At 64.1% G+C, this 21,407-nt stretch carries 19 protein-coding genes; 13 read left to right on the forward strand and 6 right to left on the reverse strand.

Going from position 1 to position 21,407, the window contains the following annotated elements; all coding sequences use genetic code 11:
* Positions 1–80: 80 nt before the first annotated feature.
* The 4 genes from TSA66_RS04160 (at position 81) to TSA66_RS04175 (ending at position 2,706) form a co-directional block, all read left to right on the forward strand.
* The gene (locus tag TSA66_RS04160) at positions 81–311 is read left to right on the forward strand and encodes a hypothetical protein (protein ID WP_040039104.1); all 231 of its coding nucleotides are present in this window, start codon (positions 81–83) and stop codon (positions 309–311) included.
* 223 nt (positions 312–534) lie between these two features.
* The gene (locus tag TSA66_RS04165; protein ID WP_040039105.1) at positions 535–1,863 is read left to right on the forward strand and encodes an OmpP1/FadL family transporter; all 1,329 of its coding nucleotides are present in this window, start codon (positions 535–537) and stop codon (positions 1,861–1,863) included.
* Positions 1,864–1,958: 95 nt separating this feature from the next.
* Positions 1,959–2,183, forward strand: a complete 225-nt coding sequence (locus tag TSA66_RS04170) for a hypothetical protein (protein WP_040039106.1) — start codon at positions 1,959–1,961, stop codon at positions 2,181–2,183.
* A gap of 94 nt (positions 2,184–2,277) precedes the next feature.
* Positions 2,278–2,706, forward strand: a complete 429-nt coding sequence (locus TSA66_RS04175) for a hypothetical protein (protein ID WP_040039107.1) — start codon at positions 2,278–2,280, stop codon at positions 2,704–2,706.
* Positions 2,707–2,798: 92 nt separating this feature from the next.
* Here the strand turns inward: TSA66_RS04175 and ettA are convergent, their stop codons facing one another.
* From ettA to TSA66_RS04195, 4 genes are all read right to left on the reverse strand, one after another.
* A complete protein-coding gene (ettA, locus tag TSA66_RS04180) occupies positions 2,799–4,466 on the reverse strand; it encodes an energy-dependent translational throttle protein EttA (protein ID WP_040039108.1) in 1,668 nt (555 codons plus the stop codon).
* A 170-nt stretch (positions 4,467–4,636) separates the two neighbouring features.
* A complete protein-coding gene (locus tag TSA66_RS04185) occupies positions 4,637–6,880 on the reverse strand; it encodes a hybrid sensor histidine kinase/response regulator (RefSeq protein WP_084199272.1) in 2,244 nt (747 codons plus the stop codon).
* A 13-nt stretch (positions 6,881–6,893) separates the two neighbouring features.
* Positions 6,894–7,289, reverse strand: a complete 396-nt coding sequence (locus tag TSA66_RS04190) for an Hpt domain-containing protein (protein ID WP_052452097.1) — start codon at positions 7,287–7,289, stop codon at positions 6,894–6,896.
* 92 nt (positions 7,290–7,381) lie between these two features.
* A complete protein-coding gene (locus TSA66_RS04195) occupies positions 7,382–7,999 on the reverse strand; it encodes a response regulator (RefSeq protein WP_040039109.1) in 618 nt (205 codons plus the stop codon).
* 305 nt (positions 8,000–8,304) lie between these two features.
* Between TSA66_RS04195 and TSA66_RS04200 the strand changes: the two genes are divergently transcribed.
* From TSA66_RS04200 to TSA66_RS04240, 9 genes are all read left to right on the forward strand, one after another.
* Entirely contained in the window at positions 8,305–8,823 is a 519-nt protein-coding gene (locus TSA66_RS04200; protein ID WP_040039110.1) for a chemotaxis protein CheW, read from the forward strand.
* Between the two features lie 32 nt (positions 8,824–8,855).
* On the forward strand, positions 8,856–10,565 hold the full coding sequence (locus TSA66_RS04205; RefSeq protein WP_040039111.1) for a methyl-accepting chemotaxis protein: 1,710 nt from the start codon (positions 8,856–8,858) through the stop codon (positions 10,563–10,565).
* A gap of 42 nt (positions 10,566–10,607) precedes the next feature.
* A complete protein-coding gene (locus TSA66_RS27965) occupies positions 10,608–12,263 on the forward strand; it encodes a methyl-accepting chemotaxis protein (RefSeq protein ID WP_040039112.1) in 1,656 nt (551 codons plus the stop codon).
* A gap of 92 nt (positions 12,264–12,355) precedes the next feature.
* Entirely contained in the window at positions 12,356–13,045 is a 690-nt protein-coding gene (locus TSA66_RS04215; protein ID WP_052452098.1) for a protein phosphatase CheZ, read from the forward strand.
* 54 nt (positions 13,046–13,099) lie between these two features.
* Positions 13,100–13,927: an ABC transporter substrate-binding protein gene (locus tag TSA66_RS04220; RefSeq protein ID WP_040039113.1), complete on the forward strand. Its 828-nt coding sequence runs from the start codon at positions 13,100–13,102 to the stop codon at positions 13,925–13,927.
* Between the two features lie 8 nt (positions 13,928–13,935).
* Entirely contained in the window at positions 13,936–16,902 is a 2,967-nt protein-coding gene (locus TSA66_RS04225) for a hybrid sensor histidine kinase/response regulator (RefSeq protein WP_052452099.1), read from the forward strand.
* The gene (locus TSA66_RS04230; RefSeq protein WP_040039114.1) at positions 16,899–17,942 is read left to right on the forward strand and encodes a response regulator; all 1,044 of its coding nucleotides are present in this window, start codon (positions 16,899–16,901) and stop codon (positions 17,940–17,942) included. Before TSA66_RS04225 ends, TSA66_RS04230 begins: the two co-directional genes overlap by 4 nt.
* Positions 17,939–18,886 carry an HDOD domain-containing protein gene (locus TSA66_RS04235; protein WP_040039115.1) on the forward strand — a complete coding sequence of 316 codons (948 nt, stop codon included), beginning with the start codon at positions 17,939–17,941 and terminating at the stop codon, positions 18,884–18,886. Before TSA66_RS04230 ends, TSA66_RS04235 begins: the two co-directional genes overlap by 4 nt.
* Positions 18,887–18,999: 113 nt before the next feature.
* Positions 19,000–19,626, forward strand: coding sequence for an OmpW/AlkL family protein (locus tag TSA66_RS04240; protein WP_040039116.1), 627 nt, complete (start codon positions 19,000–19,002; stop codon positions 19,624–19,626).
* A 66-nt stretch (positions 19,627–19,692) separates the two neighbouring features.
* Here the strand turns inward: TSA66_RS04240 and rarD are convergent, their stop codons facing one another.
* Positions 19,693–20,577 carry an EamA family transporter RarD gene (rarD, locus tag TSA66_RS04245; RefSeq protein ID WP_040039117.1) on the reverse strand — a complete coding sequence of 295 codons (885 nt, stop codon included), beginning with the start codon at positions 20,575–20,577 and terminating at the stop codon, positions 19,693–19,695.
* Positions 20,578–20,711: 134 nt separating this feature from the next.
* Positions 20,712–21,398, reverse strand: a complete 687-nt coding sequence (locus TSA66_RS04250) for a Dph6-related ATP pyrophosphatase (RefSeq protein WP_040039118.1) — start codon at positions 21,396–21,398, stop codon at positions 20,712–20,714.
* Positions 21,399–21,407: the final 9 nt, after the last annotated feature.

Below are 21,407 nucleotides of genomic sequence, written 5' to 3' on the forward strand. Positions count from 1 at the left end.
TGTTCCTATTATTGTACAAAGTCTAAAGTGGTAGAGGCGGCCCGCTTCGGGCCGGCGTACTTGTTATCAGGAGGAAGGGCATGCAATCGACATTCCGTGCATCCGATTCGGGGCAAGCTGTTTTCCAGAACACCACCGCCACCGGCACCGAGCAATTGCTGGTGACTTTGCACCCAGGCAGCGACTCCATGGCACATATCCAGATCAAGGAAGATGTGTCGGGCGGGCTGGTGTCGACCTCGATTTCGATCAATCAATCCAATCTGCAAAAGCTGGTCGAATGGCTGCGCGACCAGGGCGCGGTGCAGTAGCAGCAAAGGCTGGACGAGGGCGTCTCTCGTGGCCGGCGAGCAGGATTGACACCTGACATGTGCGAGCGCGCTTGACGTGCATCAGATCTCACTCGGATGAAATATCCAACACTGGGGAACAGTTGACTGCGCAACGCCATGAATGCATTCAGGATAACAATCCTGGCGCTTCCGCGCGCGTGATGCGTACCTTGCGGAAGTGCCGGAAGAAAAGGAGAGCCGCATGAAATTCGTTCGCTTCGCTCTAGCCGCATCCACCGTCGCACTGATGCTTCCAGCCCCGTCCCATGCGGGCGGTTTCGCCCTTAGCGAAATGAGTGCCGCCAGTCTTGGCAACGCGCATGCCGGCGGCGCCGCCGCTGCCGAAGACCTGAGCACCATCTATTTCAACCCGGCCGGCCTGACGCGGCTCAGCGGGCGCCAGTTCATGGTTTCCGGCTCGGCCATCCGGCCGTCGGCCAATTTCGAGAACCGCGGCTCGTTTTCCGCTGCCGGCCCGCTTTCCGGAGGCAACGGCGGCGATGCGGGAAGCTGGGCGCTGGTGCCAGCCTTGTATTACGCGATGGATATCTCGCCCGACCTGCGCTTCGGACTTGGCATGCAGGTGCCGTTCGGCCTGACCACCGAATACGATGCGGGCTGGGTCGGGCGCTACCAGGCGTTGAAGTCCGATCTGATCACGGTCGACATCAATCCCACGCTCGCCTACCGGCTCAGCGACACGGTATCCGTCGGCGGCGGCGTGAGCGCGCAGTACGTCAATGTCGAGCTGTCGCGCGCGATCGACTTCGGCAGCGTTTGCGTGGGCAGTGCCGGCCTGGCCACCTGCAGCGCGATCGGTTTCCTGCCCCAGGCCCGTGACGGCAGCGTGACGGTCAAGGGCAACGACTGGGGCTACGGTTTCAATCTTGGCGCGCTGTTCACGCCCGATGCGCGCATGCGCTTCGGTATCGCCTACCGCTCCAAGGTCAGCCACGAACTGTCCGGCAGCGCCAATTTCACCAAGCCGGCCGGCTTGCCGGGGCCGATTGCGGCGGCACCCACGTTCACCAATACCGGCGCGCGGGCCGATATCGACTTGCCGGATTCGCTGTCCGTGAGCGGCTATGTCGACCTCGATCCGAAATGGTCGGTGATGGCTGATGTCACCTGGACGCACTGGAGTCGCTTCAAGGAATTGCGCATCCGCTTCGATAACGGCGCAGCCGACAGCGTGACGCCGGAAGAATGGCGCAATACCTACCGGGTCGCGGCAGCAGTGAACTACCGCTACAACGACATGTGGAAGCTGCGCGCGGGCCTCGCCTACGACCAGTCGCCGGTGGAGGGGCAATTCCGCACGCCGCGCATTCCCGACAACAATCGCCGCTGGCTGACCTTGGGCGCGCAGTATAAGCCGTCGCGGCAAGACAGCTGGGACTTCGGCTATGCCCACTTGTTTGTGAGTGACGCGTCGCTCAACAAATCCGAGCCGCCGGTGGGCGGCACCTTGGTCGGCAATTACAGCAATGACGTCAACATCCTCAGCGTGCAGTACAACCGCGCATTCTGACAGGCGGCGGCCCGCGTGCCTTGATACGGCCCGCCATCGGGACGATTCTGACCCCAGTCAGATAGCGGATTTCCAACCCATGGCAGGAGGTGAGCATGGCGGCCGCGACTTACCATAAGGGCAATTGGAAGGCGGAAGTGGATTTTGAGGAACTGGCCAGCGGTAAATTCCAGGGAATCGTCCTGCTGTTCCACGAAGGCGGCACGTCCGTCGACAAGCAGCAAATCCTGCATCGCACCGTGAATATCTCGGATACCGTCGACGGCGCACTGGAGGAAGGGAAGAACCTGGCGCACCACCTGCTCGGCGACATGGAGTGACGGGCGCGTGTTGCAGCGGGCGTGATGATCGGTGATGACAGAAAATCAATTTTTGAAGTAATCTGTCATCCCTATTTTTATTCCCGGTGTGCCCATGAAAAAACTCCTTGCCCTTCTGTTCTCCCTTTGCCTGGCGGCGGCCGCGCATGCAGCGGCAGATCCCGACCGGTATCTGCTGACGGTAGCGACGCTGCAAAAAATGGAAGCCGTCAACAAGGATCTGTCGAAGCTCAAGATCAGCAAGAAGAGCGACGAGGACGACGACGACAACCAGTCGGTGGAAGAATTCGCTAAAAAGCTCGATGCCGATCCGCGGGTGAAGGCAGCCCTGGCGAAAAACGGCATGACCAGCATGGACTTCTCGCTGGCTACCTACGCCATGTTCGCCGCAGGCATGCACCTGATGTTCGAGTCCAGCATGGACAAGAAGAAGGGCGCGGCGTTGTATGCGAGCTATCCGAAGGAGCGCCAGGCCAACATCGAACTGCTGCGCAAGAACCCGCAATTCATGGCCAAGAAATGAGGCAAGCCGGAAGAAATCCGGCATGGCTTTTCCCTCAAATGAATACGGCGGAAGGCTTGATGCCTTCCGCCGCATGAGGGTGCTGCCGGCGCTTAGCGCGTCACCGGCTTGTAGCGCACCCGCTTCGGCTTGGCCCCTTCTTCGCCCAGCCGCTTCTTCTTGTCCGCTTCATATTCCTGGTAATTCCCGTCGAAGAACACCACTTGCGAATCGCCTTCGAACGCAAGGATGTGCGTGGCGATGCGGTCGAGGAACCAGCGGTCGTGCGAGATCACCATCACGCTGCCGGCGAACTCCAGCAATGCATCTTCCAGCGCGCGCAGCGTTTCCACGTCGAGGTCATTGGACGGTTCGTCCAGCAGCAGCACGTTGCCGCCCTGGAGCAGCGTCTTGGCCAGATGCAGGCGGCCGCGCTCGCCGCCGGACAGGTTGCCGACGACTTTCTGCTGGTCGCCGCCCTTGAAATTGAAGCGGCCGAGATAGGCGCGCGACGGCATCTCGAAGCGGCCCACGGTCAGGATGTCGGCACCGTTCGAGACGTCTTCCCATACCGTCTTCTTATTCGACAAGTCTTCGCGCGACTGCTCCACCAGCGACAGCTTGACGGTCGGCCCGATGATGACTTCGCCGGAATCCGGCTGTTCTTTACCGGCGATCATCTTGAACAGCGTCGATTTACCGGCGCCGTTCGGACCGATGATGCCGACGATGGCGCCGGCCGGAACCTTGAAGGAGAGGTTGTCGATCAGCAGGCGGTCGCCGAACGCCTTGCTGACGTTCTTGAACTCGATGACTTCATTGCCCAGGCGTTCCGCCACCGGGATGAAGATTTCCTGCGTCTCGTTGCGCTTCTGGTATTCGTATTCGGACAGTTCATTGAAGCGGGCCAGACGCGCCTTGCTCTTGGCCTGGCGGCCCTTCGGATTCTGGCGCACCCACTCCAGCTCTTTCTGGATCGTCTTCTGGCGTGCGGATTCGGACGCTTCTTCCTGCTTCAGGCGCGCTTCCTTCTGTTCCAGCCAGGAGCTGTAATTGCCCTTCCATGGAATGCCGTGGCCGCGGTCCAATTCCAGGATCCATTCGGCGGCGTTGTCGAGGAAGTAGCGGTCGTGAGTGATGCCCACGACGGTGCCGGGGAAGCGCTGCAGGAACTGCTCCAGCCAGTCGACCGATTCCGCGTCGAGGTGGTTGGTCGGCTCGTCCAGCAAGAGCATGTCGGGTTTCGACAGCAACAGGCGGCAGAGAGCCACGCGGCGCTTTTCACCGCCGGACAGCACGCCGATCTTCGCATCCCACGGCGGCAGGCGCAGCGCGTCGGCCGCAAGTTCCAGCTGCTGGTCGAGGCTGCCGCCGCCCGAGGTGGCGATGATCGCTTCCAGCCGCGCCTGCTCGGCGGCGAGCGCGTCGAAGTCGGCATCGGGATCGGCATACGCCGCGTACACCGCATCGAGCTTGGACTGCGCTTCGGCCACTTCGCCCAGGCCCGATTCCACGACTTGGCGCACCGTCATTTCCGGGTCGAGCTGCGGTTCCTGCGGCAGGTAGCCGATGTTCAGGCCGGGCATCGGCACGGCTTCGCCTTCGATGTCCTTGTCGACGCCGGCCATGATCTTGAGCAGCGTCGACTTGCCGGAACCGTTCAAGCCGAGCACGCCGATCTTCGCGCCCGGGAAGAACGACAGCGAAATGTCCTTGAGAATCTGGCGCTTGGGCGGAACGATCTTGCCCACGCGGTTCATGGTGTACACGTATTGAGCCATAGGAATACCGGGTGATGAATACGGAAGAAAAGGAAGAGTGCAAGGATACCCCATCGGCCGTGCCTGCGGTGCCGCTGGCACGGGCAGCGATGGCGCTTTTTATGCAAAGCCGGGCATGTAATTAACGCAAGTCAAGATTGAGATAGTGCGCCGGCCGTACTGCGCGCCGCTCAAGTCAGGCCGAGCGTATTTGCCGTAATCCAGCGGCTGATGGCGGCGGTAAACCCGGCGGCCGTAAACGGCTTGGCAAGATAGTCATCCATGCCCGCCGCCAGGCAACGTTCGAGATCGCCCTCGACGGCGCTGGCAGTCAGCGCGATCACGGGGACGCGCCGCGCGCCGGCCTGCATCTCCCGCTCGCGCAGGCGGGCGGTTGCTTCATACCCATCCATGACAGGCATCATGCAGTCCATCAGCACTAGGTCGAATGCGCCCGGTTCGAACGCTTCCAGCGCCTCGACGCCGTTATCGGCGAGTACGACGCTGCAGCCCATTTTTTCCAGCAGAATGCGCGCCAGCTGGCGGTTGATTTCGATGTCTTCCACCACCAGCACGCGCGCATCGGCTGGCGCGGCCGGCACGGGCGGCGCGCTTTCCTGGGCCGATGGCGCGGCGGGGGCAGCGCTGTCGGCCATCGGGCACGGCAGCTGGAACGTGAATACGGTGCCCTTGCCGATCTCGCTGACACAACTGAGCCGGCCTTGCATCATGTCGGACAGGCGCTTGCAGATCGCCAGCCCGAGCCCGGTGCCGCCGTACTCGCGGCTGATCGACGCGTCGGCCTGGGTGAACGGCTCGAACAGATGGCGTTGCGTTTGCGTGCTGATGCCGATGCCGCTGTCGGCCACGGTATACGTCAGCTCCAGCATGCGCGGCGCACCGGGCAGCGCTCGCGCGCTGAAGGAAACGGCAACCGTGCCGGACGGCGTGAACTTGATGGCATTGTTGATCAGGTTGCCCAGCACTTGCGCGATGCGCATCGGGTCGCCCAGCACCCATTGCGGCGCCAGCGGCCCGGTGTGCACCTCGATGCGCAAGCCTTTCTTGTCCGCCTGGTGCTGGTGCAGGTCGACTGCGTCGCGCAGCGGCTGCACCGGGTCGAATGGCATGGTCTCGACTTCCAGGTGGCCGGCCTCGATCTTGGAAAAATCAAGGATGTCGTTGAGTATGCGCATCAGGCCCTTGGCGCTGCCATGCACGTTGGCGGCATAGCCGCGCTGCACGCCGTCGAGCCTGGTGTCGAGCATCAGCTCCGACATGCCCAAAATGCCATTCATCGGCGTGCGGATCTCGTGGCTCATCACTGCCAGGAAGCGGGACTTGGCTTCGCTGGCGGCCTCGGCCTGCGCTTTGAGCGACAGCGCCTGCTGCGCATCCTGCTCGCGCCGGCGCAGGATGGTCGCCATCAGCACGAACGCGGCGACCAGCGCGGCGATGCTCGCCAGCATGACGCTGCCGAGCATGCCCACGGTCTGATGCCAGCCGCCGAGGAACAGGTCATCGGTTACCGTCAGGCTGATGATGAGCGGATAATTCCGGATGCGCCGCGGCGCGGTCATGCGAAACACGCTCTTGAAATCCTCGGATGCGCGCGGCCCGTCGTTCAAGACCACGTCGTGATCCTTGCCCTGTCCCATCACCTTGTACGCCGAACTGTACAGGTTGCGTTGCCCGATCATTTTTTCCACTGCCGGCCAGCGCGCCATGAGCGTGTAGTCGCTGCGGTAGAGCGAGATGGCGGCGCTGCTGCCCAGGTTGACCTTTTGGAAAAAATTGACGAAGAAGTCGCACGAAATCCCGATCAGCGCTGCGCCGATGAATTCGCCGTGCGCGCCGTTGAGGCGACGGCTGATATAGAAAGTCCACTTGCCATTAATCTTGTTGCGTATCGGCGCGCTGAGAAAGGCGGCCGTGTCGTTGTGGCTCAAGTGGTGCCGGAAATAGTCGCGGTCGGCGAGGTTGATCGGCGGGGTCGGAAAGGAGCGGGTGAAGTTGATGACGTCGCCATTGGCGGAGACGATGGTGGCGACATCGATCTGCGGTAAGCCATGAATTTTGTCGCGCATCATCTGGTAGGTGGCATGATTGCCAAAGCGCGCCGCCAGCGCCTGGGCATCGCGCACCTTCGCCAGTTGAATGTCGTCGACAATGCTGTCGAGCACCAGGTAGGTCGAAGCCATGGTCTGCGAAGTGTTCTCGGCCATGATGAGGGACAGGTTGCCAAGCTCGTTGCGCCAGTCCTCGATCGCCCGCTCGCGCAGCACCCGGATCGAGACGGCTGCCGACAAGGCGATGAACACGACGAGCGCGCCGCCGATGAGGATGGTGGCGCGCCTGGCGTCGGTGGCGGCATGATGCAGGCGGTGCCAGAAGCGTGCCGGCTTGTCGGTTGCTGTCGAAGCTGTGCTGGGCATGCGATGCGGCGCCTTAGCGCCGGCGTTCCTGTTCGTGCTGCGGCGCGCCGTCCTGGATATCCGCGATGCTGGCCGCTACTTCCTGCATCACGTGCCGAAATTCCGGCTCCAGCGCCGACAGCAGGGCGGGAAGGAGTTCCAGTGCGGCGCTGCGTGCCAGGCTTTCGATTTGCGCGAGCTGCTGCGTCAGGCGCGCGGCGCCGACCAGGGCCGTCGTTCCCTTCAGCGCATGGCTTTCGCGCGTGACCGCCGCACCGTCCCCGGCCGCTGCCGCCTGCTGCAGCCGCGCCAGCATCGGCGGCGCGATGCGTAGATAAGTTTCGGTCATGCTGCGAAAGGCATCAAGGTCGCCTCCCACGGCCTTGAGCAGGACTTGCGGGTCGATCGACTGGTATGGGCTGGGCTGCATGCGGCGCTCTGGCTAGTGTTCGCGATGGCAGGATGGTAGCGCCTGACGTCAAAAGATGAAATCCGGAAAAAATACCGAATTTCACAAATCAATCAATTTTTCCGGTCGCTGCGCGCCTTTTGCGCACAGCAAGCGCGCAGGTAGCCGCGCAACTCATCATAGTTCACCGGCTTTTCAAAGAAAACGACGCCCGCCGGCACGCCGCCGCGTGCGGCGATATCCCGCTGTGTCAGGCCGGACACGATGGCAATGTTGATGTCGGCCAGATCCGGGTAGGTCAGGATCGTCGTGACGACTTCGTAACCGTCGATGCCTTCCATCATGATATCCGCCAGCACCACATCCGGCCGGCGGCGCGCGATTTCGATCAGCGCCTGATAGCCGTTTTCGCAAAACCGCAGGTCGGCATCCAGGTTCCAGGATGAGATCTGCTTCTGGTAGATGCCGCGTTGCATCTCGTTATCTTCGACGATCAGGATACTGGTCCGCCCCGCCGGCGACGCCGCTTTCGGCACATGGCCGGGCGCGTCCTTGTCCTTGTAGGCACGTACCGCAGACAACGGAATGCGCCGATGTCCGCCCTTGGTCTTCCACGCCTCGAGCGCACCGGTTTCCACTAATTGTTGCACCGAGGTCACGGAAATGCCCAAGAGTTTGGCGGCTTCCTGGGTTGTACATACTTCGGCTGCAGGCATTTTGATACTTTCCATGCTTTAATTTCTTCGTAAAATCAATTTTAACAGATTCAACATTGTTGTAAAAAAATCGTTATAATTGATCCAGTGCAAGTTTCCCGGTTGCTTTTTTCGGGGGTAAATGCAGTGTCGCAGGCGGTTTTCAAGTTTCCGTATAGCAACAATCAGCATTATGCCTTCGAATTGTGAAGAGGCAAGGCTAAACGGAATCCCTGCTTTGCTTGCGCCCGAATGGCGTGTCCGGCGGCAAAAACGGTGAAGTCAACAGAATAAACCGTGATACGCCGGCGTTGAATCTGACAATCAGAAGGGATTTGTTTATGCAAGCCAGCAACATCAGCGGCCTTTCCGCCCCGGCCGGCACACGACAGGCGCAGGAAACGGGCGCGCCAGAATTTCTTATCTTCGGCCTCGGCGGCGAGGAATACGGCATCGGTATCCGCAACGTGCAGGAATTGCGCGGCTATGAAACGGTAACCCGCATCGCCAACGCACCGGATTACATCAAGGGTGTCATCAACCTGCGCGGCGCCATCGTGCCGATCCTCGACATGCGCATCAAGTTCGGTCTCGACGCGCCCACCTATGACGCACTGACGGTGGTGGTCATCCTCAATCTTGACGGCCGCCTGGTCGGCATCGTGGTCGACCGCGTGTCGGATGTCGTCACGCTCAAGCCGGAGCAGATTCGCCCGGCTCCTCCCATGCACGGCGAAGCGCTGGATACCGGTTATCTGCTCGCGCTGGGCACGCTGGACGACCGCATGCTGATCCTGGTCGACATCGACAAGCTGAGCCCGCATGCCGACCTCGACGTCATGCAGAAGATCGCGGCCTGAGCCGCCCGGCAATCCCCTCAACGGAGAGCAAGATGAAAATCAATAACTTGAAAATCGGCCGGCGTCTGGGCTTGGGCTTTGCGCTGATCCTGGCGCTGATGGTGCTGCTCGCCGCCGTCGGCGCCGCCAGCATGAACAGTATTCAGAAGCGCCTGGATGGCATCGTCGAGATCAACATCCGCAGGATGGAGCTGATGGAGCAGATGTCCAGCTCGGTGCATATCGTGGCGCGCGTGTCCCGCAGCATCGTGCTGCTGGCGGACGAGAACGAGATCAACGAGCAATTGCGCAAGATCACCGATGCGCGCGGTAAATACGATGCGGCGCTGGCGGAACTGGAAAAATTGCCGGCCAGCGAGGAAGGCAAGGCGCTGCGGGCGAAAATCAAGGAAGCGCAAGAAGCCGTGCGGCCGATGAACGACCGGATCATCGAACTGGCGAAGGCCAACAAGGACGCCGAGGCGACCGAGCTGCTGCTCAAGCAGGCCGGACCCGCCACGCAGACCTGGCAGGACTTGCTGGAACAATTCATCGACTTGCAGCAGGAAATCAGCAAGAAGGATGCCGCAGCCGCGCACAGCGCCTTCGAGCAAGCCTCCCTCCTGATGAGTGTGCTGACTGCCGCTGCCGTGCTGCTGGGCGCATTCATCGCGTGGCATCTCACGCGCTCCATCACGCGCCCGCTCAACGCCGCGATGTCGCTGGCGCAGGCGGTGGCCGGTGGCGACCTGACGCGCTCCATTGCGGTCGAAGGCCGGGACGAAACCGCGCAGCTGATGCAGTCGCTGAAAAACATGAATGAAAGCCTGGCCAGGATCGTCGGCGAGGTGCGGCGAGGCACCGACACCATCGCCACGGCGTCATCTGAAATCGCGTCCGGCAACCAGGACTTGTCGTCGCGCACCGAGCAGCAGGCCGGCTCGCTGGAGGAAACGGCGTCCTCGATGGAGGAGCTGACCTCGACCGTGAAGCAGAACGCCGACAACGCGCTGCAGGCCAACCAGCTGGCGCGCTCGGCCTCCGAGGTCGCCGCCAAGGGCGGCGCGGTGGTGGCGCAGGTGGTCGAGACGATGGGCGCGATCAACGACTCGGCCAGGAAGATCGCCGACATCATCGGCGTCATCGACGGCATCGCGTTCCAGACCAATATCCTGGCGCTGAACGCGGCGGTGGAAGCGGCGCGCGCCGGCGAACAGGGGCGCGGCTTTGCGGTGGTGGCGTCCGAAGTGCGCAACCTGGCGCAGCGCAGCGCGACAGCGGCCAAGGATATCAAGGCGCTGATTTCCGACTCGGTCGAGAAGGTGGGCTCCGGCGCGAAGCTGGTCGACGCTGCCGGCGCCACGATGGAGGAAGTCGTGGCCGGCGTCAAGCGCGTGACCGACATCATGGACGAGATCACGGCAGCCAGCCGCGAGCAGGCGTCCGGTATCGCGCAGGTGAACGACGCGATCACACAGATGGACCAGGTGACGCAGCAGAACGCGGCGCTGGTGGAAGAGGCGGCGGCCGCGGCCGAGTCGCTGCAGGATCAGGCTGCCGGCCTGGCGCGCGCGGTCAGCGTGTTCCGGGTCGATGGCTTGAAGGACAGCATCGCAAGCGCCGAACAGCCGCGCGCCACGTCCATCCCTTCCGCCATCCAGCGTCGCCGCGCCGCGCTGCCTACTGCGGCAAACAAATCCGCGCCGGCCAGGAAGCTCGCCCATCTGCCTCCCGCCGACGGTGGCGAGTGGGAAACCTTCTGAACCACCCGACATGTCAACGATGAAGCCCGTCAAGAGGAAACCATGCGTACCAACCTGCCAGTAACGAACGTCGAGTACATCCTGAAGGACACGGAAACCATCGTGTCCAAGACCGATCTGAAGGGAAAAATCACCTACGTCAATCAGGACTTCATCAATATCAGCGGCTTCTCGGAGGAGGAACTGCTGGGCTCGCCGCATAACATCGTGCGCCATCCCGACATGCCGCCGGAGGCGTTCGACGATTTCTGGCGCACGCTCAAGAGCGGCAAGGCATGGACCGGGATGGTGAAGAACCGCTGCAAGAACGGCGACTACTACTGGGTCGAAGCCAATGCGGCGCCGCTGTATGAAAACGGCAAGGTGTCCGGCTATACCTCGGTGCGCGTCAAGCCGGAGCGGGCCCAGGTCGCGGCCGCCGAAGAGGCTTACCGCAAGATCAAGAGCGGCAGCACCGACCTCGGCGTGCGCGAAGGCTCCGTGGTGCGGCGCTCGCTGCTGACGCGGTTCGCGCTGCAAGACCGGATGTCGATCCGCGCCCGGATCATACTGTGGTGCGGCACGCTGATGCTGCTGTTCGCAGCCGGCTTTTTTACCACGCCCGGTGCGCTTCTCGACGGCTGGTCCGGCGCGCTGGCCGGCTGCGGTGCGGTGCTGGCGCTGCTGTTCGGCGTACTGATGCTGCGCGCCACCGTGACGCCGGCCGAGCGCATGCGGCGCGACATGGAGCGCATGTGCGACGGCGACCTGACCGGCCGCATCGATTCGCACGGCAATGACGAGTTGTCGGCCCTGGCGCAGGCGCTGCGCATCCTGCAGATCAATGTCAAGCTGCTTGTCGGCCAGATCAAGGAAGCGACCGACGTGGTCCATCACGGCGCGGCGGAAATCGCCGCCGGCAATGCCGACCTGTCGGCCCGCACCGAATCGCAGGCCAGCTCTCTGGAGGAAACGGCGGCCTCGATGGAGGAGCTGACGTCCACGGTCAAGCAGAACGCGGATAACGCGCACGAGGCGAACCTGCTGGTCGCGTCCGCTGCCGACATTGCCGCCCGCGGCGGCCATGCCGTGGGCCAAGTGGTCGGCACCATGGGCTCGATCAAGGAAAGCTCGCGCAAGATCGTCGACATCATTGGCGTGATCGACGGCATCGCGTTCCAGACCAATATCCTGGCCTTGAATGCCGCGGTGGAAGCGGCGCGCGCCGGCGAGCAGGGGCGCGGCTTTGCGGTGGTGGCGTCCGAGGTGCGCAGTCTGGCGCAGCGCTCGGCGTCGGCGGCCAAGGAGATCGCGGTCCTGATCGGCGACTCGGTCAAGACGGTGGAGTCCGGCAGCATGCTGGTCGACGATGCCGGCAAGACCATGAGCGAGGTGGTCGGCTCGGTGCGGAAGGCGGCCGGCTACATGCACGACATCACTTCCGCCAGCCAGGAGCAGAGCTCGGGCATCGAGCAGGTCAACCAGGCGGTGGCGCAGATGGACGAGGTAACCCAGCAGAATGCGGCCCTGGTCGAGCAGGCCGCCGCCGCCGCCGAGAACATGAAAGCCCAGGCGGCGAAGCTGGCGCAGCTGGTGGCAGCCTTCAAGCTGGTCACGGGCGCGCCGCCGGCCAGTGCCGCGATGCTGTCGCTCGGCAGCCGCGCCGCGCAGCGTGCGGGTCAGGCGAAGCCGGCACTGCCGAACGTGGCGAACGGGTGACGGCGGCGCAGGCCGGCCTGCAGCAGTCCTGATCTGGCAGGCCATCCGGCGAAACCCGATATGAAGATGGATTACTTACCAGGAGCGTCAGCATGAACGATTTCACCCCGCTCAACCGCTTGCTTGAAGCCGCCTCCGGCGAGGGCGGCGCCCGCGAGGCTGTCCCCCACGATGTTGCGACCAGTAACGTCGCTCCCGTCTACGAGCGGCTCGGCACGATCGTGCGCGCGCTGCACGACACCTTGCGCGAGCTGGGCGCCGACGGCGTGCTGACGGACGCGGCCAGCGAATTTCCGACCGCGCGCGACCGCCTGCTGCACATCGCCAGCCTGACCGAAAACGCCGCCAATGTCGTGCTGAGCAAGGTGGAAGAGCACGGCCCGCAGCAGGAGCGCCTGGCGCACGAGGCGAAAGAGCTGGCCCAGCAATGGGAGGAGGCCGCGCCGCATCTGCCGCCGGTGCCGGAATACGGCTTGCTCGCCACCCGCACCCGGGCTTTTCTGGCGGCGGCGCAAGCCGGCTGCGGCGGCACCCGCGGCGCGCTGTCCGAGATCATGATGGCGCAGGACTTCCAGGACCTGACCGGCCAGCTCATCAAGAAAGTCGTCGCGCTCATGGAGCATACGGAAAACGACTTGCTGCGGCTGCTGATCGATGCGGCGCCGCCCGGCGCCGTGGTGCACACGCGGCGCGACGAACTGACCGCCGGCCCTGGCGCGCATGGCAGTGTCGCGCTCAACCAGTCCAGCGTGGACGACCTGCTGGCCGACCTCGGCTTCTGACGCCGCGTTCTCCACGTCTGCTGCAAGCGCAACCCATCGTATTTCCGCCTTCCGATGAAGACCATCTCTTGCCTTCGCTTTTGTTTCGCCGCCTTGCTCTTGCTGAGCGGCTTTGGCGCCAGCGCTGCTCCCGCCCCGGACCGGCTGCAGCGCGTGCTCGACGCCGGCGAGCTGCGCGTCTGCATCTGGCCCGATTACTACGGCATCACCTTTCGCAATCCGAAGACGCGCCAGCTGAGCGGCATCGATATCGACCTGTCCGCCGAATTGGGCAGGGAGCTCGGGGTCCGCGTGCGCTACGTCGACAGCTCGTTCGCCGCGCTGGTCGATAACCTGCTGGCCGACCGCTGCGACATCGCCATGCACGCCGTCGGCATCACCGACGCGCGCCGCGAGAAGCTGGCGTTCACACGCCCTTACCTGCGCAGCGACATCTACGCGATGACCACCAGGGACGGCAGCGCCGTCAAGAGCTGGGACGACCTCGACAAGCCGGGCCGGGTGATCGCGGTGCAGGCCGGCACGGTCATGGAGCCGGTCATGCAGCGCACGCTGCGCCATGCGAAGCTGCTCGTGGTCAGGCCGCCGATGACGCGCGAGAACGAGGTCGAGTCGGGCCGCGCCGACGCCTTCATGGCCGATTTTCCGTACAGCCAGCGCCTGCTCGATATGACCGACTGGGCGCGCCTAGTGGCGCCGCCGCAGCCGTTCCACCTGACCGATTACGCCTATGCGCTGGCGCCCGGCGACGCCTCGCTGCTGACGCGGGTCGACCGCTTCATCGACGCCATCCGGCAGGACGGACGCCTGCAGCGCGCCGCGCACAAGCACAAGCTCGATTCGATCCTGATCCAGGGCGACGGCGCGAGCGAACGCCACTAGGGGGTTTTATGAACGCCATCCACCGACAGTTCCGCCTGCTGCGCCGGCGCGCGCGCGGCTTTCCCGTGCGCTACCTGTTCGTGCTTGCCGGGATGCTGTTTAGCATCAGCATCCTGATCGGCACCAGCATCCTGCTCGAACGCGACAAGACCGTGGCGTTGGAGACGGAGGCCGAACGCGGCAGGCTGCTGGCGAGCACGCTGGAAAGCCATGTGTCGCGCACCCTGGCCGCAGTCGACAATGCGCTCGACGTGCTGGCCCATTTCATCGAGGCTGGTTCGGATGCCGGGCGCCTGGTGACGGCGGCGGCCAACGGTTCGCCCCATCTGCGCTCGATCTCGGTGCTCGACAGCGGCGGGCGGGTGCTGACCAGCTCCAACGCCGGCAACATCGGCCTGCGGCTCGACCTCTCGGCGCTCGGCTTTGCGCGCGAGATCGCCGGCGCGCTCGATCCGGGCCGGCCGCAGTTCGTGCGCGACCTGCAGGACTTGGTCAGTGGGTCCGCGCCGCCGACCGACAACGGCAACCAGGTGCTGCCGTTTGCGCGCGCCGTGGAAGTCAATGGCAAACGGCTGGTCCTGCTGGCGATGGTCAATCCGGCCGCTCTCTTCCCCGATTACCGCGCCGCGCTCGGCAGCGAAGCGGGTTTCGCCGCGCTGTTCGACTACCAGGGCAACGTGCTGGGCGCGAGCGCGCAAGCGCCGTATGCGCTGGGCGGCCGCTATGCCGGCCTGCCCATGTTCGCCGCGCTGCAGGCCGACAAGGAGTTCGGGCGCTTTCGCGCGCCGAACGGCGCCGGCGACGCCTATCTGGTGAATTTTCGCGCCGCGCGCAGGTATCCGCTGGCGGCCGTCATCGGCATGCCGGAAGCGCAGGTCATCGCGCAGTGGGAAGCCGGTTCGCGCCGGCTCAAGTGGCTGGGCATAGCGGCGGCCTGCTTCGTGCTGCTGTACACCGTGATGCTGCACCGTGTCATGCTCAAGCGCGAAAAGATCGAGCGCGAACTCAAGGCCGCGAAGGACGCCGCCGAGCAGGCCAACGCCGCGCGCGGCGTGTTTCTGTCCACCATGAGCCATGAAATCCGCACGCCCATGAATGCGGTGATCGGCATGGCGGACCTGCTGCGCGACACGCCGCTCGACGCCGAGCAGGGCGAATACGTGAAAGCCATCGGGGAATCGGCCGCCACGCTGCTGGGCATCATCGACGACGTGCTCGATTTTTCCAAGATCGATGCCGGGCGCATGGAAATCGAGTCGGTCGACTGCGACCTGCGCGCGGTGGCCGAAGGCAGCCTCGACATGGTTGCCGCCCGTGCGCGGCAGAAGAACCTGAGCCTGCTGTGCTTTGTCGATCCGGCGCTGCCGGCGGTCGTGTCGGCCGATCCGGTGCGGTTGCGCCAGGTCCTGCTCAACCTGGCCGGCAATGCCGTCAAGTTCACGCCGGCCGGAGAAATCATGCTGAGCGTGCGGCTGCTTGGCCGCCAGCGCGATCACTGCATGGTGCGCTTTGAGGTGGCGGACACCGGTATCGGCATCGAACGTGCGGCGGCGGCCCGCTTGTTCACGCCCTTCACTCAGGCCGACAGCTCCGTGACGCGCCAGTACGGCGGCACCGGGCTGGGCCTGTCGATCTGCAAGCGGCTGGTCGGCATGATGGGCGGCCAGATCGCGCTCGACAGCGCGCCGGGCAAGGGCTCCACGTTCCGCTTCGACCTGTCGTTGCCGGCGCGCGCTGCCGCGCCCTATGTGCGGCGGGCGAATGCGGCGCGCGTCGTGCTGGTCGAGCCCAATCCCAGGCAGTCGGCCATCCTGCGCGCCTACCTGCAGTCGCGCGGGGTACAGGTGACATGCGTCGCCACTGGCGTTGCAGCATTGCAGCTGGAGTGGGGCGCGCATGGTGAACAGGTCGCCATCGTCAGCGCCCGATTAGAGGACATGACGCCGGCCGAATTGAGCGGCGCGCTGGCTGCACGGGCTGCGCAGACGCGTTTGGTGCTGCTGGCCGACCATGAGGATGCGCGCGACGACGCCGCGGCAAACGGCTTTCATGCCGCCCTGCTGCAGCCGGTCAGGCAAGCTGCCCTGTTCGACGCGATTGACACCACGTCCGGCCGGGGCGCGATCGGCCGGTCCGCGCTTCCCGGCGCCGATGCGGAGCGCAGGCAGGCGCTACCGGTCGACGCCGGGCAGGCGCAAAGGGATGAGCGCCTCATCCTGCTGGTGGAAGACAATCCGACCAACCAGATGGTTGCGCTGCGTCAGCTGCGCCAGCTCGGCTATGCCGCGCACATCGCCAACAACGGGCAGGAGGCACTGGAGGCGCTGGCGGCCTTTCCGTATCCGCTGGTGCTGATGGATTGCCAGATGCCGGTGCTGGACGGTTTCGAGGCCACGCGCCGTATCCGCGCGCAGGAGCGCGCCAGCGGCCGGCGCCGGGCGCGCATCATCGCCATGACCGCGAACGCGATGCAGGGCGACCGCGAGCGCTGCCTGGAGGCAGGCATGGATGACTACCTGGCCAAGCCGATCCTGCGCGAACAGCTGGCCGAGCGGCTGACGGCAGCCAGGGCAACGCCGGTTGTTGCGACACCTGAAGCGCCCGGCATGTATGACAAGCACGATAAGCACATTGCGCCGATGCTGGACGAGGCCCGGCTGCGCGACCTGTTTGGCGACGACGCCGCATTGCGGCAGGAGATGCTGGAGCTGTTCGTCTCCAGCACGCAGCCGGTGTTCGATCAGCTCAGGAGCGCGATCGACCGCGCCGACTTCGCCGAAGTCCATGCGATCGGCCACCGGCTGGCCGGTTCGTGCGGAAACATGGGTATGGACGAGCTCGCCGCGCTGGCGCGCGAGATCGAACGGGTGGGGCGCAGCGGCGACCCGCGGGGAATGGAAGAAATGCATGAAGCGGCGACGGCGGCATTTGCGCGCCTGCGCGATTTTGTGCGCCGAGAGGAGAGCCTGACATGAACGTACTGATCGTCGATGACGACCTGCCCAACCTGAGGCTGTTCTCCCATCTGCTCAAGGCGGTGCCGGATGTCGTGTCGGTGGAGATGCAGCATCCGCTGGATGCGCTGGCCTGGTGCGGCACGCACGAGCCGGACCTGGTGCTGGTCGATTACCGCATGCCGCAGATGGATGGCCTGCAGTTCCTGCAGGGTTTTCGCGCACTGTCCGGCAAGGCCGCCGTACCGGTGATCATGGCCACCGCCGAAACCGACGACGACGTGCGCCACACGGCGCTGCAGATGAGCGCGAACGACTTCATCACCAAGCCGGTGAACAAGACCGAGCTGCGCGCGCGCGTGACCAACATGCTGGCGCTGCGCCGCGCGCAGCTGCAACTGGCCAGCCGCGCCGACTGGCTGGCCGGCGAGGTGCGCAATGCGACGCGGGAAATCGCGCTGCGCGAGCGCGAGGCGATCTACCGCCTGTCGCGCGCGGCCGAATTCCGCGACCCGGAAACCGGCGGGCACTTGCTGCGCATGGCCAACTATTCGCGCCTGCTCGCCGCCAACCTCGGCCTGGACTCTGCCGAGCAGGACCTGATCCTGGCCGCCGCACCCATGCACGACATCGGCAAGGTCGGCATCCCCGACCATATCCTGCTCAAGCCCGGCCGCCTCGACGACGAGGAAATGGCGATCATGCGCACGCATGCGCAGATGGGCGCCGACATCCTCAGCGGCAGCACGTCGCCGCTGCTGCAGGCGGCCGCGGCGATCGCGCAGACCCATCACGAGAAGGTCGACGGCAGCGGCTATCCGCACGGCCTGCGCGGCGAGGCGATTCCGCTGCACGGCCGCATTGTTGCCGTGGCCGACGTGTTCGACGCGCTGACCTCGCCGCGTCCGTACAAGCCGGCCTGGGAGCTGGAGCGCGCCGCCGCGCTGATCCGCGACGGCGCCGGCAGCCATTTCGATCCGGCCTGCGTGGACGCCTTTTTGATGAACTGGGACGCGGTGCGGCAGATCCACGATCAATTCCAGGACCACGGTGCGGCATGAGCGAGATCATCGACTTCAACGAACTGAAGGCGACCGGCGCGCTGCCCTCGCCCAGGGGCGTCATGCTGGCCGTCATCCGATTGTGCCAGCGCGAACAGGTATCGCTGCAGGAGCTGGCGCGCACGGTGCAGACCGACCCGGTACTGGCCGGACGCATCATCAAACTCGCCAATGCCGCCAACCCGGTCAAGACGCGCTCGATCGCGGCGGTCACCACCGACGTGCTGATCCTGATCGGCGTGCATGCCGTGCGCCAGGTCGCACTTGGCTTGTCGCTGGCTGCAAGCTACCGCAACGGCGCCTGTGAGGGTTTCGACTATGGGCGCTTCTGGACGCGTTCGCTGGCCATGGCGTGCGCTGCGCGGGCGATCGGCGAGCGCATCCGTGTCGCGCCGGCGGCGGAACTGTTCACCTGCGGGCTGCTGGCGGGGATCGGCCGGCTGGGCATCGCGTCGGCCCGGCCGCTGGCGTATTCGCGCCTGCTGGAAGAGATGCGCGGCTGCTGGCCGGAGGAGCTGACGTTGGCCGAAGCCAGGCTGTTCGGATACAGCCACCTCAGCCTGGCGGCAGCGATGATGGCTGACTGGAACATCCCGCGCATGTTCGGCGACGCCGTGCTGTTCCATGAAAAGCCGCACGCATCGAGCTTTGCGACCGGGTCGCGCCAGCAGCGGTTGACGCATGGCCTGCATCTGGCGGCGTTGATTGCGGATCTGTGCGTGGCCACCGATGATGAACGCACGCTCCTGGTGCCGTCCGTGTTCGAGGCCGCAGCGGTGTCCGGCCTGGCCGACGACCAGGTGGCATTGCTTGTCGACGAAGTGTCACGCGAGTGGGCGGAGTGGGGCGAAGTGCTGCAGTTGCACACCCGCGCGCTGTCCTTGCTGCCGGAAAGCGGCGCCGATATAACACAGCTTTCTCAAGGTCCTATTGATGTACAGTAAATCCATGTTAATAGCATGGGTATTGTTTGACCTGTATCAACGTTTTTGATGCGGTGCGTCACTAAAGTGGGCGGCAGTTTTATCGCAGAGTGACTTTTAATAAGGAAAGCATCATGAAGAAAACTGCTGTAGCTCTCGTCCTTGCCGCAATGGGAATGATCGCCGGGGAAGCGATGGCCCAACAACAAAGCCCGTGGCTGGTGCGCGTCCGCGCGGTCAATATCGATCCGGCCAACAAGTCGGATGCTGTGCCTGGCCTGCTGCCTGCCGACGCCATCAGCGTCAGCACCAAGGTGATTCCGGAGGTGGATATTTCCTACTTCTTCACGCCGAATATTGCGGCAGAATTGATCCTGACCTATCCGCAAAAGCATGATGTTTCGATTCAGGGCATCGGCAAGATCGGCAGCTTCAAGCACCTGCCGCCAACTCTTACAATGCAATACCACTTCACGCCGGAAGCGAAGTTCAGCCCGTACGTCGGTGCTGGCGTCAACTACACGCGCATCTCCAGCGTTGATCTCAACGTCCCTGGCGTCGGTCCTCTGTCCTTGGACAGCAACAGCTTCGGTCTCGCGCTGCAAGCTGGCGTGGACTTCAAGCTCGACAAGAACTGGTCGATCAACCTCGACGTCAAGAAAGTGCAGATCCGCAGCGATGTGACGGCTGGCGGTACAAAAATCAGTAACGTGCAAGTCGATCCGTGGCTGGTCGGTGTGGGCGTCGGCTACCGCTTCTGATAGCAAGTCTGTAGCATCAAAAAAAAGCCGGTCATCCGACCGGCTTTTTTTCGTCTGCATGCGGCATCATGCCGCGCCCGGTTTTCCCCGCCATACGCGCCAGACGCCTTCCAGCGAATACACTGCCAGTGCGCCCCAGATCAGCGCGAAGCCGAACATCCGGCTGCCGCCGAACGGTTCGTGGTACAGCCAGACGCCGAGCAGCAATTGCAGCGTCGGGCCGATGTATTGCAGCAGGCCGAGCACCGACAGCGGAATGCGGCGCGCGCCGGCGGCAAACAGCAGTAGCGGAATGGCCGTGATCGGGCCGGCTGCGGCCAGCAGCAGCTGCAGCGATAGCGGCGCGCTCGCAAAGCCGTTCCTGCCCTGCAGGGTCAGCACGGCCAGATACGCCAGCGCCAGCGGAAACAGCAGCAGCGTTTCCAATGCCAGTCCTTCTAGCGCGCCGAGCGACGCGGTCTTGCGCAGCAAGCCGTACAGCCCGAAGGTGACGGCCAGCGTCAGCGCCACCCACGGCAGCTGTCCGCCTTGCCAGGTCAACCATGCCACGCCGGCCGCGGCCAGCGCCACCGCGGTCCACTGCACCGGGCGCAGCCGTTCGCGCAGGATCAGAAAGCCGAGCAGCACGTTGAACAGCGGATTGATGAAGTAGCCGAGGCTGGCGTCGACCACGCGGTTATTGTTGACCGCCCAGATATAGATGAACCAGTTGCTCGATAATAGGATCGCGCTCGCGGCAAAGCCGGCCAGCACTTTCGGGCGGCGCACGACATCGCCCAGCCATGCCCACTGCCGGCGCCATGCAATCACCACGGCCAGAAACAGCAGTGACCACAGCATGCGGTGCATCAGGATTTCCATCGGCGCGATCGGTTGCAACGCCTTGAAATAAACGGGAAACAGGCCCCATGCTGCGTAAGCGGCAGCGGCGTAAAGCATTCCAATATTCATGTCGGATCGAGCGGGAGAGATAGAAACGCAGCGCGGCACGCGCAGGAAAGTAATACTGCTCGTTAATTATCTCAGCAATCGACCGATCGGGTCGGCGGGCAGCGCGACCTGGTGCGCCACCTGCCGCCCCACCCTCATGCGGCGGTCAGTCGTTGGAAAAAATACGTGGCTGGCGTCAGCGGCGCTTCGGCTTGGCAGCTCCACTTTTCGGCGCGACGGAACGCGACCGGATGCGCAAACGCCGGGCCGTCATACACGAAGGTGTGGAATTCGCCGTTCTCGCCGCAGGCATCGATATGCGCCGGCAGGTCGGCGAGAAACTGCGCATCGAATTCGCGGCCGACGAATTCTTCGCCGAGATAATTGCCGTTGACGCAGACCACGACTGCCTTGAAGCCGAGCGCCAGGAATTCATCGACCAGTTTCTGGCGCGGCTCGTCCCACAGCGGCAGACAGGGCGTCATGTCGGCTCTGGCACATACCTTTTCTTCCCATTCGCGGTGCGGCAGCAAGTCGATGTCACCGAATACCGCCTGCGTGATGCCATCTTGGCGCGCTTTGTTCAATGTCGCGATGAATCGTTCTTCGTAATTGCTCCAGGATGTTGTATAGAAGCGCATCCCGGCGCCGATGGCGTCGGCCTGCGCCTGCAGCAGTTGCGGCGGCACGCCATGCGAGCGCGAATCGCCGCCGGCTTCATCCATGGCGGTGATCAGGCGGCGAATGGTCATGCCCGACTGACGCGCGCGCCACATCGCCAGGCAGCAATCCTTGCCGCCGCTCCAGGAAACCAGGGCCGATGGGGTTACTTCTTGATTCATGGGGAATAA

This window comes from Noviherbaspirillum autotrophicum (assembly GCF_000818395.1).
Taxonomy (GTDB): domain Bacteria; phylum Pseudomonadota; class Gammaproteobacteria; order Burkholderiales; family Burkholderiaceae_D; genus Noviherbaspirillum; species Noviherbaspirillum autotrophicum.

Bases quoted from the DNA above. Each gene is read 5' to 3' on its own strand.
- TSA66_RS04160 (WP_040039104.1), top strand. From the start codon at position 81: ATGCAATCGACATTCCGTGCATCCGATTCGGGGCAAGCTGTTTTCCAG.
- TSA66_RS04165 (WP_040039105.1), top strand. From the start codon at position 535: ATGAAATTCGTTCGCTTCGCTCTAGCCGCATCCACCGTCGCACTGATG.
- TSA66_RS04170 (WP_040039106.1), top strand. From the start codon at position 1,959: ATGGCGGCCGCGACTTACCATAAGGGCAATTGGAAGGCGGAAGTGGAT.
- TSA66_RS04175 (WP_040039107.1), top strand. From the start codon at position 2,278: ATGAAAAAACTCCTTGCCCTTCTGTTCTCCCTTTGCCTGGCGGCGGCC.
- ettA (WP_040039108.1), bottom strand. From the start codon at position 4,466: ATGGCTCAATACGTGTACACCATGAACCGCGTGGGCAAGATCGTTCCG.
- TSA66_RS04185 (WP_084199272.1), bottom strand. From the start codon at position 6,880: ATGCCCAGCACAGCTTCGACAGCAACCGACAAGCCGGCACGCTTCTGG.
- TSA66_RS04190 (WP_052452097.1), bottom strand. From the start codon at position 7,289: ATGCAGCCCAGCCCATACCAGTCGATCGACCCGCAAGTCCTGCTCAAG.
- TSA66_RS04195 (WP_040039109.1), bottom strand. From the start codon at position 7,999: ATGGAAAGTATCAAAATGCCTGCAGCCGAAGTATGTACAACCCAGGAA.
- TSA66_RS04200 (WP_040039110.1), top strand. From the start codon at position 8,305: ATGCAAGCCAGCAACATCAGCGGCCTTTCCGCCCCGGCCGGCACACGA.
- TSA66_RS04205 (WP_040039111.1), top strand. From the start codon at position 8,856: ATGAAAATCAATAACTTGAAAATCGGCCGGCGTCTGGGCTTGGGCTTT.
- TSA66_RS27965 (WP_040039112.1), top strand. From the start codon at position 10,608: ATGCGTACCAACCTGCCAGTAACGAACGTCGAGTACATCCTGAAGGAC.
- TSA66_RS04215 (WP_052452098.1), top strand. From the start codon at position 12,356: ATGAACGATTTCACCCCGCTCAACCGCTTGCTTGAAGCCGCCTCCGGC.
- TSA66_RS04220 (WP_040039113.1), top strand. From the start codon at position 13,100: ATGAAGACCATCTCTTGCCTTCGCTTTTGTTTCGCCGCCTTGCTCTTG.
- TSA66_RS04225 (WP_052452099.1), top strand. From the start codon at position 13,936: ATGAACGCCATCCACCGACAGTTCCGCCTGCTGCGCCGGCGCGCGCGC.
- TSA66_RS04230 (WP_040039114.1), top strand. From the start codon at position 16,899: ATGAACGTACTGATCGTCGATGACGACCTGCCCAACCTGAGGCTGTTC.
- TSA66_RS04235 (WP_040039115.1), top strand. From the start codon at position 17,939: ATGAGCGAGATCATCGACTTCAACGAACTGAAGGCGACCGGCGCGCTG.
- TSA66_RS04240 (WP_040039116.1), top strand. From the start codon at position 19,000: ATGAAGAAAACTGCTGTAGCTCTCGTCCTTGCCGCAATGGGAATGATC.
- rarD (WP_040039117.1), bottom strand. From the start codon at position 20,577: ATGAATATTGGAATGCTTTACGCCGCTGCCGCTTACGCAGCATGGGGC.
- TSA66_RS04250 (WP_040039118.1), bottom strand. From the start codon at position 21,398: ATGAATCAAGAAGTAACCCCATCGGCCCTGGTTTCCTGGAGCGGCGGC.